The organism is Bacillus sp. sid0103, assembly GCF_019219025.1.
On the sequence record NZ_JAHUWN010000026.1, the window covers coordinates 15,808 to 28,574 of the forward strand.

A 12,767-nucleotide genomic window follows, 5' to 3' on the forward strand; every position below is an offset into this window, starting at 1 on the left:
CCTTTAAAGGCTTGCACGCTTTATGTATTTTTTTAAGCGGGAGGTGTTAATCCATGAAACACGATACCTACTCAGCAATTGCTGAATACAGAAAAATCCACATGACAAATGCATCCAACGATCACTTTCAATTAAACCAACTTCATGACAACATTATCAAACAGGTTTTTGAACTCTCACTGGACGCAACCATTGAACTGAATGGCCCTCCTCCCTCTCCCTTTTCTTTCTTTGTAATGGGTAGTGCAGGCCGCTTCGAACAGTCGATTTGGAGCGATCAAGATCATGGCATCATTTATGTCGATCCCACTCATGAAGCAAAGGCCTACTTTTTAGCATTAGGAAGGGAAGTTTCAAAAGGTCTCTTTCAGGCTGGATATCCTTATTGCGATGGCGGTGTGATGTCGGGCAATCCCTTCTGGTGTAAAGCACAATCCGAATGGGAGAGACAAATATTGAACTGGACAGCCGAAGCATCGTGGGAATCATTACGCTACCTATTAATTTTTATCGACGGACGCTCTTTTTATGGTCAGGATCCGCTCATGGAACAACTAAAAACATTTGCCTATCAAACGGTTCAAAAAGAACAAATTCTTCCCAGAATATATAAAAATACACTTCATCTTAAAAAGGGAGTTGGTGTGTTAGGTCAAATATTAGTCGAAACACACGGGATCCATACCGGATCTCTAAATTTAAAAGAGACCGCCCTATTCCCTTACATCAATGCGACCCGGCTTTTGGCAATGAAAGAAAATATCCTGGAAACCTCTACCCTCGCAAGACTCGATAAACTACAAATTCATGACAAGGACCTCTATAAAACAATGTTTTTAAAACTGTTAAACTATCGTCTTCAATTTGCCAGCCATACAGATTATGAATCAGGTCACTATTTACCGGCAGACAAACTGACAAAAGAACAAAAGAATGAGGTGAAAGAAATTATTCGAAATGGAGTGGCCCTGCACCAATACGCTGCAAAACTTATCGACAAGGAGGGATAAAATGAAAATAAATGATTTAGCTCAATACTTCAGGCAGATTTCCGGCAAGGTTGGTTCTAATATATATGCAGGAATCCAAGGGCAAGTCAATCCACAACATCTTTCCTTCATAAGACAGCTGCAGAAAGAAATGAAAGGAAAAAACAACTTAGAGACCCCACTTAATGAATTAGAAGTGGTCGTATTTGATTTAGAAACAACAGGGTTCTATCCAGAAAAGGGCGATTATGTCCTATCAATTGGAGCAGTGAAGATGGTTGGACAACAAATTGAAGCAAATGATACTTTTTATTCTCTTATTAAATCAGACCTTCCTCTAACCGAAGAAATCGCAGCTCTAACTAGGATAGATGAGAATCAACTACGGGATGCTCCTCATGCCAGGGATGTGTTGCTTCAATTTTTTAACTTTGCACAAAGTCATATTCTTGTCGCACACCACTCTAAACACGAAAAGTCCTTTATGCAGAAAATGACATGGGACCTCTTAAAAACAAGATTTGAACACCGGATCATCGACACATCCTTCTTAATTCGACTATCAGACACATCCGTGAAATCATTACCACTTGAAGAACTATGCCATGAATGTGGGATTGCTATAAAAAATCGCCACCATGCACTTGGCGATGCCCTGATGACAGCGCAGATTTGGGGCAACTATTTACAAAGAGCTCAGAAAAACGGATATAGTAATTTACGGGAAGTATATGAACATCTTGCAAAACTTTGATCCTAAAAACACTATTTCAAACTAGTGTTTTTTTGTAAAGAATTAAGAATTTTCAAAACGAAATCCAATTGACTTTTCTACACATCGATCTTACTTACCTCTGAATATTCCCCCCAATCCAATACCTCACCCGAAAAAAATAACCTAAAAATAAAAAAATTTTAAAAAACTTTTATTCGCTGTATTCCTTATTACAGCAATAATGTAAACGCTATCAATTATTTTGACTTATTTGAATTGTCAGATTTTTATGTTGACCATGTTTTCGATTGGTTGTATGATTATCGAAAATAATCATCAATTCAATAACTGCCATAGCTCCTCATCATTTGGAGAAAGGGATATGGCAATTCTTTTTAAAAATTAATTTAGTCATTTAAAGCGGTCTATCACAAAAGAGGAGTGGTTAGGTTGGGGAGTCAATGGATTTTCCTTGACGGCGAGTTCGTCAAGAAAGAAGATGCTGTAGTTTCAGTTTTTGATCATGGTTTTTTATATGGTGATGGAGTATTTGAAGGCATACGTGTATATAGTGGAAACGTCTTTAGGCTCGATGCTCACCTGAAAAGACTATTTGAATCAGCACAATCCATTATGCTGAATATTCCTTATACACAGGAGGAAATGACGCAATTAATCGTCGATACAATCAGAAAAAATCAGCTTGAGAGCGCCTATATTCGTGTCGTTGTTTCTCGTGGAAAAGGGAATCTCGGCTTAGATCCTTCATCCTGCTCGAAGCCTAGTGTCATTATTATTGCTGAAGAATTGAGAATGTACCCTAAAGAATATTATGAACGCGGGATTAAAATCGCATCTGTTGCGAGTCGAAGAAATCGCCCAGACGTTCTAAGTCCACAGATTAAATCACTGAACTATTTAAATAATATTCTAGTAAAATTAGAGGCTAATCAAGCTGGGGTTGAGGAAGCATTAATGTTGAATGATCAAGGTTATGTTACCGAAGGCTCCGCTGACAATATCTTTATTGTTAAAAATGGTGTCATCTATACCCCTCCTGTTTATTTAGGAGCTTTGGAGGGAATTACCCGGAACGCTATCCTAGATGTTGCAAGGGCCAAGGGCTATGTGGTTCAAGAATCTCCTTTCACAAGACATGATGTGTATGTGGCCGATGAGGTGTTCTTAACTGGAACAGCCGTAGAGGTTATCGCAGTGATTGATGTCGATGGCCGTAAGATTAAGGATGGTAAACCAGGTGAAGTTACGAAAGATTTATTAGAAGAATTCAGAAAAATTGTAACAACAGACGGTGTGGCTTGTTACCCAACAGGTACCAACCAGGCAATCGTTAGTTAGGAGCTAAAAAACATGCGTAGCGATATGATTAAAAAGGGAATTGATCGGGCACCCCACCGCAGCCTATTATATGCAACCGGGGTAAAAACGAGCGACCTCGAAAAGCCATTTATCGGCGTTTGTAACTCGTTTATAGAAATTATCCCAGGACACAAACACCTTAATCATTTCGGTGAGATAGTAAAAGAGGCTATTCGTGAAGCTGGCGGTATTCCTTTTGAGTTTAACACGATTGGTGTTGATGATGGTATTGCAATGGGGCATATTGGGATGCGCTATTCCCTGCCAAGCCGCGAATTGATCGCCGACAGTGCCGAAACAGTTATTAATGCTCATTGGTTCGATGGTGTGTTTTACATTCCAAACTGCGACAAGATTACACCAGGAATGTTAATGGCAGCGGCAAGAACCAACGTTCCTTCTGTCTTTGTATCGGGCGGACCAATGGAAGCAGGCGTTTCACCATCAACTGGAAAAAATCTTTCCCTCACTTCCGTATTTGAAGGTGTCGGGGCTTACCATAACGGAACCATCAGTCAGCAACAACTGCTAGACATTGAAACAAATGCCTGCCCTACTTGCGGCTCATGTTCTGGAATGTTTACCGCTAATTCGATGAACTGTCTGATGGAAGTATTAGGAATGACTGTTCCTGGAAACGGAACAATTGTTGCAACTTCAGAAGAAAGACATGAACTAATTCGTCAAGCCGCAAGGCATTTAGTAGAACTAGTGAAAAAAGATATCCGCCCGCGTGACATTATTACTAGAGAGGCAATTGATAATGCCTTTGCCCTAGATATGGCCATGGGTGGTTCAACAAATACCGTGCTTCATACATTGGCAATTGCCCATGAAGCTGGGATTGACTATGACTTACGTGAAATTAACAAAATTGCTGAAAGAGTTCCTTATCTAGCAAAAATTATGCCAGCATCTGATTATTCAATGGATGACATTCATCGTGCAGGCGGGGTTAGTGCCATTATTAATGAACTTTATAAAGTAGAAGGCGCCTTACACGATAACTGCCTAACCATTACTGGAAAGACTCTTGCAGAAAATGTGAAGGAAGCAACAATCACGAACGAAACCGTCATCCGGACCAAAGACAATCCATATAGCCCAGTTGGTGGACTATCCATCCTATATGGAAACATCGCTCCAGATGGCAGTGTAATCAAGGTTGGTGCTGTTGATCCTTCAATTAAAACATTCTTGGGTGAAGCAATCGTTTTTGAATCCCAAGATGAGGCACAAGAAAATATTAATAATGGTACTGTTCAAGCGGGACACGTGGTCGTTATCCGCTATGAAGGTCCAAAAGGCGGACCTGGAATGCCTGAAATGCTTGCACCTACTTCCGCGATCATGGGTCGTGGATTAGGTAAAGAAGTTGCCCTGATTACGGATGGACGCTTCTCAGGAGCAAGCCGCGGAATTTCCATCGGTCATATTTCACCAGAAGCAGCAGAAGGCGGACCAATCGCCCTTGTGGAAAATGGTGACAAAATTTTAATCGACCTGGAAGCACGCTCCATAGAACTTCTAGTTGATGATGAAGTTTTAGCAGAACGACAGAAGGCATGGGTGAAACCAGAACCAAAAATCAAAACGGGTTATCTTGCAAGATATGCAGCACTCGTTACATCTGCCAATACTGGCGGCATTATGAAAATATAAATATTTTAGAACGCAGGGAGCTCATAGTACCCCTCCCCTTCCTAAGGAAGCTAAGGTGCTAAAGCGTTAAATGATTATCATTTGACAATAAAATATCCATAAATCGATGACGGGAATAAAGGAATAAGATTTCGTATTTTCAGAGAGCTGGGGTTGCTGGAAGCCCAGTAATACAACTTATTCTGACATCATCCCTGAGTGTTAAGCCGAACAGTCATGACCTAAGTAGGCTTAATCGGGTGTCCAATCTTGAACACCTGTTACCAAAAGAAGCGTTTCTTTATTATAGATCTCGCTTCATAAGGCAGTATTCGTAAGGATACTGTAAAAACGGGTGGTACCGAGAAATGGAAGGCCTTTTCTCCCCGATTATTCTGCTTTTGATGTTCTTAACTGCAGTCTATTCAGGGAGAATAGGGCCTTTTTTACTATTTTTTAAATGGTTTTTGGGATTCTCCACAATGATTAATAGGATTTCTCCAAAACCCTGAAATTTTTTCTATTCAACTACTCATAAGGAGGGATTACGACGTGAAAGTAGAAACAAAAAAGCTTGAGATCCAAACTAGTACCGAGCCAAGAACCGGTGCAGACCTTCTCATCGACTTACTGAAAAAAGAAGGTGTGGAAACGCTATTTGGATATCCCGGGGGTGCCGTCCTTCCAATCTATGATGCCATTTACCGCGCCCAGGGTACAATCAAGCATATTCTCTTCCGACATGAACAAGGAATGATCCATGCAGCTGAAGGGTATGCCCGAGTTACTGGGAAACCTGGAGTCGTTCTTGCCACATCAGGACCTGGGGCGACCAACCTTGTGACAGGAATAACTGATGCGATGATGGATTCCCTGCCGCTTGTTATATTCACAGGTCAGGTTGCACGAAGTGTCATTGGAACTGACGCCTTCCAAGAAGCTGATGTTATGGCGATTACAACACCAATTACCAAACATAACTTTCAAGTTCAATCTATCGAGGACTTACCACGCATCGTCAAGGAAGCTTTTCATATTGCTTCTACCGGACGGCCTGGGCCAGTCTTAGTCGACGTCCCTAAAGATATTTCCGCCGGAGTATTAACAAATGAACCTGAAGAAGCGAGCATTAATTTACCTGGATACCAGCCAACTACAAAGCCAAATCCATTACAAATTAAAAAGCTTGCTGACTCCATTTCAAAGGCTATCAAGCCTGTGATTCTTTCAGGAGCCGGTGTTCTCCATGGAAGAGCATCAGCTGAATTAACTGCTTTTGCGGAAAAACATCAAATCCCAGTAGTCACTACTTTACTTGGACTTGGTACCTTTCCTGCAGATAATCCCCTTTCGTTAGGAATGGGTGGAATGCACGGAACATATGCAGCAAACATGGCGATTTACGAATGTGATCTGCTAATCAACTTAGGTGCCCGATTCGATGACAGACTAACAGGAAATCTTAAACACTTCGCCCCATTTGCGAAGGTTGCCCATATTGACATCGATCCAGCCGAAATTGGTAAAAATGTTCCAACCCATCTTCCCATCGTTTCTGATACGAAAGAGGCACTTAGCGAACTGCTTAATCAGGAAATTGAATCACCTAAAGCTGGTGAATGGCTGGAAAAACTGAGCCAGAACAAACAGGAGTATCCGCTTTGGTATAAACATGATCCAAACGGAATGTGTCCGCAATGGGTGATCGAAGCAGTCCATAAAGTCACTAATGGTGACGCCATCGTCGCAACTGATGTCGGTCAGCACCAAATGTGGGCAGCACAATATTACACCTTTAAACAGCCGCATCGCTGGATCACCTCTGGCGGACTGGGAACCATGGGCTTTGGCTTCCCTGCTGCGATTGGTGCACAAATTGCTGAGCCGGATAGTACAGTCGTTGCAATTGTTGGAGATGGCGGTTTTCAAATGACACTTCAGGAATTATCGATTATTTATGAACGAAACCTTCCTGTAAAAATCATTATTGTCAACAACGGCGCACTTGGAATGGTTCGCCAATGGCAGGAACTATTACACGGAAATCGTATTTCAGAATCGATCCTTCATACACAACCTGATTTTGTCAAACTTGCTGATAGCTATTCGATTAAGGGGTATCGGGTTAACAATCAGGAAGAACTGATTACTGTTTTACCGGAAGTATTTGCTCATAATGGTCCGGTATTAGTTGATTGCCGTGTACTTCAACAAGAAAAAGTATTCCCGATGATTGCCCCTGGTAAAGGAATTCATGAAATGATTGGGGTGAAACCATGAAACGGATCATCACAGCAACCGTTCAAGACCGAAGCGGTGTCCTAAATCGTGTCACCGGCCTCTTACAAAGACGCCAATTCAATATTGAAAGTATTTCAGTTGGTCCATCCGAAACCGAGGGGATTTCAAAAATGACCCTGGTGGTCGAGGTTGAAGACGATCAGCGCCTCGAACAGGTGACGAAACAATTAAACAAGCAAATTGATGTTTTAAAAGTTTCTGATATTACTGATAAGGCAATTGTCGTCCGCGAACTGGCCCTAATTAAAGTAGCATCAAGCAGCCAATTGCGCAGTGAAATCCACGGGATTATAGATCCGTTCCGTGCCCTAATTATTGATGTAAGTAAAGACAGTCTCGCCGTTCAAATTACAGGACGTCCTGATAAAATCGATGCCTTGATCGAAATGCTTCGACCTTATGGCATTAAGGAAATTGCAAGAACCGGTTTGACTGCCCTCCAGCGTGGGCACCAACCGCAAGTAAATGATCTAGCAACATATTCTCTATTAAAATAATAATATTCCTGAAAGGATGATTAATAATGGTAAAGGTTCTATATAACGGAGATATTCAAGAGGAAGTTTTACAAGGAAAGAAAATCGCAGTAATTGGATATGGATCTCAAGGTCATGCCCATGCCCTAAATTTAAAAGAGAGCGGCTTTGATGTAGTGGTTGGATTACGAGAAGGAAAATCTTGGGATAAAGCAGTTGAAGATGGCGTAGACGTACGCACTGTTGCTGAAGCAACTGCTGCAGCAGAGGTGGTCATGATTCTACTTCCTGATGAAATGCAGCCAAAAGTTTATGAAGAAAGCATTAAACCAAATCTTGAGGCTGGCAACTCACTTGTTTTTGCTCACGGATTCAATATTCATTTCAGCCAAATCGTTCCTCCTGCTGATGTTGACGTATTCCTAGTAGCACCAAAAGGTCCAGGACATTTAGTTCGCCGTACTTTTACAGAAGGCGCTGGAGTTCCTGCTCTATATGCAGTTTACCAAGACTACTCTGGTCAAGCTCGTGATGTTGCACTTGCCTACGCAAAAGGAATTGGCTCTGCTCGTGCCGGAGTATTGGAAACTACTTTCCAAGAAGAAACAGAAACAGATTTATTCGGAGAACAAGCAGTTCTTTGCGGCGGTACTACTGCCCTAATCAAAGCAGGCTTCGAAACACTAGTAGAAGCAGGTTATCAGCCTGAAGTTGCATATTTCGAGTGTTTACATGAATTGAAATTAATCGTTGACCTTTTATATGAAGGTGGCTTAGAAAACATGCGTTATTCTATCTCCGACACTGCTCAATGGGGAGATTTCGTTTCCGGACCACGCGTAGTTAACGAAGATACAAAAGCACGCATGAAAGAAGTATTAAAAGATATTCAAACTGGTAAATTCGCTCAGGGCTGGATCTTAGAAAATCAAACAAATCGCCCTCAATTCAACGCGATTAATCGTGCTGAAAACAACCACCAAATTGAGCATGTTGGCCGTGAGCTTCGTGCATTAATGCCGTTTATTAAAAACAAACCAGTAAATGCAAAGAAGGAAGTGGTGGTAAATGGTTCACGTTAACATCTTCGATACGACATTACGCGATGGAGAACAGTCCCCTGGTGTAAATTTAAACCAGCTTGAAAAATTGGAAATCGCAAGACAACTTGAACGGTTTGGGGTTGACATTATGGAGGCCGGCTTCCCGGCTTCCTCCCAAGGCGATTTTGAAGCTGTAAGAGCTATCGCCCGGAATATTAAAAATGTCTCGGTCACAGGCCTGGCAAGAGCGACGAAATCGGACATTGACATTGCGTGGGATGCGTTAAAAGATGCAGCAGAACCAAGGTTGCATGTATTCCTTGCCACCTCCCCTATCCATATGCAATATAAACTGATGAAAACACCTGAGGAAGTTACACAAATAGCGGTAGACATGGTTTCTTATGCTAAACGGAACTTCCCGCATATCGAATGGTCCGCTGAAGATGCGTCTCGCTCTGACCTTGATTTCCTTGTTCAAATTATTACGAAGGTCATCGATGCCGGTGCGACTGTCATTAATCTTCCTGACACAGTCGGCTACACCACACCTGAAGAATATGGACGCATGTTCCGGTACATCCGAGAAAACGTACCTAATATTCATAAGGCAGCACTCTCTTGTCATTGTCATGATGATTTGGGTATGGCAGTTGCGAATTCACTGGCTGCCATCGAAAACGGAGTTACCCAAGTCGAGGGTACGATTAATGGAATTGGAGAACGTGCAGGAAATGCCTCTTTAGAGGAAATTGCAGTTGCCTTAAACATTCGAAAAGATAGGTATCCTTATACTACGAATTTAGTATTAAAAGAAATTAAACGCACAAGTGACCTTGTTAGCCGCTTTACAGGTATGATGGTTCCACCTAATAAGGCCGTGGTTGGAAAGAATGCTTTCGCTCATGAATCAGGAATCCATCAGGATGGCGTCTTAAAAAATACATTAACCTATGAGATTATTACCCCTGAATTAGTTGGGGTCAAATCAAATGATTTAGTTCTAGGCAAACATTCCGGCCGCCATGCCTTCAAAGATAAAATTGAGCAGATGGGCTTTGAATTACCGGATGAAAAATTGATTGAAGCCTTTACTGCTTTTAAACAGTTAACCGATCGTAAAAAAGAAGTAACAGATGAGGATCTTTTTGCAATTTTAACTGATATTCAAACAACAGCTGTTGATATCAGAAAATATGAACTTGTTGCCTTCCAAGTCCATTACGGCTCAGCCAACTTGCCGACAGCGACGGTGGCACTAACCACTCCAGAAGGTATTCGAGTCGAGACGGCCCGTACTGGTTCTGGTAGTGTTGAAGCTTTAATGAACACCTTGGAAGCACTAATTAAAGAAGAGATCCACCTTACTGATTTCAGATTAAGTTCGATTGGGCAGGGACGGGATGCACTTGCTGAGGTTCATGTCAAAATGACAGTGAACGGTACCCCTGTAACTGGGCGTGGTTCCGCACAAGACGTACTGGAAGCTTCTGCAAAGTCATTCTTAAACGCTGTTAATCGTGTATTTTTCAACCAAAATACAGCTGTAAAAGAAACGGTAGTCTAATAGAGCACAAACAATAAATGAGGAGGTTGCTTCTAATGAAAAAACGTATTGTCTTACTTCCCGGTGATGGCATTGGCAAGGAAGTTATTAACTCAGCAAAAGATGTGTTAAATGCAATTGCTGAAGAATACAATCATACTTTTAGCTTTGAAACCCATGAAATCGGAGGAGCAGCCATAGACCTTTACGGCACTCCCCTTCCGGAAACAACCGTTGATGCTTGTAAACAAGCCGATGCGGTATTGCTTGGTGCTGTTGGCGGACCAAAATGGGATAACAATCCCTCCCACTTACGCCCTGAACGAGGCTTGCTAGGAATCCGTAAGGCACTTGATTTATATGCAAACTTAAGGCCGATTAAAGGATTTAAAAACCTTCTTCATGCCTCACCTTTAAAGGAAGAAGTAGTTTCTGGAAGCGACCTCCTTATCGTACGTGAATTAACTGGCGGCCTTTATTTCGGAACACCAAGTGAACGTCGTGATAACGGAAACTCCGTTGTAGACACGCTTGTCTATTCCCGTCAAGAGATTGAAAGAATTGTCGATAAAGGTTTTCAAGCAGCCCAGCAAAGGCGCGGTCATCTTACTTCGGTGGATAAAGCAAATGTACTGGAGTCTAGCAAACTATGGCGCGAAATAGTTGAAGAGAAAAAAGCTCAGTACCCAGATGTAGCTGTGGAACATGTATTAGTTGATGCTGCCGCTATGAAATTAATCACGAACCCAAGCCAGTTTGACGTCATCGTTACCGAGAATCTATTCGGCGACATCTTAAGCGATGAAGCCTCTGTTATTACTGGATCACTTGGTATGCTCCCTTCTGCTAGCTTAAATGAAAATGGAGTGGGCCTATATGAACCTGTTCATGGCTCTGCCCCTGACATCGCTGGTAAAGGTGTGGCTAATCCTGTTGCGATGATTTTATCAGCCGCAATGATGCTCAGGTACTCTTTCCAATTGAATGACGAGGCAAAAGTGATTGAAGATGCAGTTCAAGCGGTATTAGATGCCGGCTTCCACACAGGCGACCTTCAAGTTCCAGGTGGACGGCTTGTTGGAACGGCTGAAATGACGAAACGGATTGCGGATTATATCAAATCACAAAATGCTTCGAAGTGCATCGCCAGCTGTTATTTTTAAATGAATTTGGTGGGTAAACCGTCTCGTTGGGCGGTTTACCCCTAAATTTATCCAAACTATTTAAATTCATTTACGTGAGGAAGGACGCTATGCAAACACCAAAAAATATTATCCAAAAGATTTGGGAAAAGCATGTGGTACATCAAGAAGATGGAAAGCCGGATTTATTATATATTGATCTACACCTCGTTCACGAAGTAACCTCTCCTCAGGCTTTTGAGGGCTTACGAATGAATGGTCGTAAAGTACGCCGCCCAGACCTTACCTTTGCGACGATGGACCATAATGTTCCAACCCGCCAACGACTTGTAATCAATGACCCTGTTTCAAAAAAACAAATTGATACTCTACAACAAAATTGTCAGGATTTCGGAGTTCCACTTGCTGATATTCATCACCCAGATAATGGGATAGTCCATGTAATCGGACCTGAACTTGGTCTTACTCAGCCTGGTAAAACCATTGTGTGCGGGGACAGTCATACCTCTACACACGGAGCATTTGGTGCGCTCGCTTTTGGTATTGGTACAAGCGAGGTCGAGCATGTCCTTGCAACCCAAACACTTTGGCAAGCGCCACCTAAAACCTTAAATGTTAAGATCAATGGAAAACTTGGTACCGGCGTTACAGCTAAAGACTTAATCCTTGCCATCATAGGTAAATTCGGTGTCCAATTTGGAACTGGTTATGTGATGGAATACACAGGTGAAGCCATCCGTTCCCTCTCCATGGAAGAGCGTATGACAGTTTGTAACATGTCGATTGAAGCAGGTGCTAGAGCCGGACTCATCACTCCAGATGAAACTACTTTTGAATACTTACGGGGCAGACGCCATGTACCTCAAGGAGAAGCATTTGAGCAAGCCGTTGCAGAGTGGAAGGCCCTAGCTTCTGATGAGGGGGCAGCCTATGACTCGGTAGTTGAAATAGAAGCTGCTGAAGTTGAACCACAAGTAACCTGGGGAACAAATCCAGGGATGTGTATTCCGATTACGGCTAATGTTCCAAATCCAGACGAGACCGATAAGCCTAGTGAAAAAGACGAGATTGGGCGTGCGCTTGAATACATGGGCCTTGAAGCAGGTCAGCCCATCTCAAGTGTGAAAATTGACCATGTTTTCATCGGATCTTGCACAAATTCGCGTTTAAGTGATTTACGAAGTGCGGCTGAGGTGATCCGGGGCAAGAAGGTTAACCCTTCGGTTACTGCCATCGTTGTTCCTGGTTCGTTTAGTGTCAAGCTTGCAGCGGAAAAAGAAGGCCTTGATAAGGTCTTTACGGATGCGGGATTTGAATGGCGTGAAGCTGGGTGTAGTATGTGCTTGGCGATGAACGATGACATTGTTCCACCTGGAGAACGCTGCGCCTCCACATCTAACCGAAATTTTGAAGGGCGCCAAGGGAACGGGGCGAGAACCCATCTTGTCAGTCCAGAAATGGCTGCCGCTGCCGCTATTGCAGGTCAATTCGTTGATGTCCGTCAATTCTCTGCTGCACAGGAGGTTAGATAGTA

Annotated in this window: 10 protein-coding genes; all 10 read left to right on the top strand. The window is 42.5% G+C overall.

All coding sequences use genetic code 11. The features are described 5' to 3' along the window. Positions 1–53: 53 nt before the first annotated feature. The 10 genes from KW850_RS24175 to leuC all read left to right on the top strand — a co-directional run bounded on the left by KW850_RS24175 (position 54) and on the right by leuC (position 12,765). Complete coding sequence (locus tag KW850_RS24175) at positions 54–1,010, top strand: DUF294 nucleotidyltransferase-like domain-containing protein (RefSeq protein ID WP_218350316.1); 957 nt, start codon at positions 54–56, stop codon at positions 1,008–1,010. 1 nt (position 1,011) lies between these two features. Beyond that, positions 1,012–1,743: an exonuclease domain-containing protein gene (locus tag KW850_RS24180; protein WP_218350317.1), complete on the top strand. Its 732-nt coding sequence runs from the start codon at positions 1,012–1,014 to the stop codon at positions 1,741–1,743. 411 nt (positions 1,744–2,154) lie between these two features. After that, positions 2,155–3,063 (top strand): branched-chain-amino-acid transaminase, encoded by a 909-nt coding sequence (gene ilvE / locus KW850_RS24185; RefSeq protein ID WP_218350318.1) that lies wholly within the window; start codon positions 2,155–2,157, stop codon positions 3,061–3,063. A gap of 12 nt (positions 3,064–3,075) precedes the next feature. Then, positions 3,076–4,746, top strand: coding sequence for a dihydroxy-acid dehydratase (gene ilvD / locus KW850_RS24190; protein ID WP_218350319.1), 1,671 nt, complete (start codon positions 3,076–3,078; stop codon positions 4,744–4,746). A 531-nt stretch (positions 4,747–5,277) separates the two neighbouring features. Further along, positions 5,278–7,005 carry a biosynthetic-type acetolactate synthase large subunit gene (ilvB, locus tag KW850_RS24195; RefSeq protein WP_218350320.1) on the top strand — a complete coding sequence of 576 codons (1,728 nt, stop codon included), beginning with the start codon at positions 5,278–5,280 and terminating at the stop codon, positions 7,003–7,005. Beyond that, positions 7,002–7,523: an acetolactate synthase small subunit gene (ilvN, locus tag KW850_RS24200; RefSeq protein ID WP_218350321.1), complete on the top strand. Its 522-nt coding sequence runs from the start codon at positions 7,002–7,004 to the stop codon at positions 7,521–7,523. The genes ilvB and ilvN overlap by 4 nt, the downstream gene beginning before the upstream one ends. Before the next feature lie 26 nt (positions 7,524–7,549). Further along, positions 7,550–8,584, top strand: coding sequence for a ketol-acid reductoisomerase (gene ilvC / locus KW850_RS24205; RefSeq protein WP_218350322.1), 1,035 nt, complete (start codon positions 7,550–7,552; stop codon positions 8,582–8,584). After that, complete coding sequence (locus KW850_RS24210) at positions 8,571–10,112, top strand: 2-isopropylmalate synthase (protein WP_218350323.1); 1,542 nt, start codon at positions 8,571–8,573, stop codon at positions 10,110–10,112. Before ilvC ends, KW850_RS24210 begins: the two co-directional genes overlap by 14 nt. 35 nt (positions 10,113–10,147) lie before the next feature. Then, positions 10,148–11,254 carry a 3-isopropylmalate dehydrogenase gene (leuB, locus tag KW850_RS24215; RefSeq protein ID WP_218350324.1) on the top strand — a complete coding sequence of 369 codons (1,107 nt, stop codon included), beginning with the start codon at positions 10,148–10,150 and terminating at the stop codon, positions 11,252–11,254. A gap of 89 nt (positions 11,255–11,343) precedes the next feature. Continuing rightward, a complete protein-coding gene (gene leuC, locus KW850_RS24220; RefSeq protein ID WP_218350325.1) occupies positions 11,344–12,765 on the top strand; it encodes a 3-isopropylmalate dehydratase large subunit in 1,422 nt (473 codons plus the stop codon). Positions 12,766–12,767: the final 2 nt, after the last annotated feature.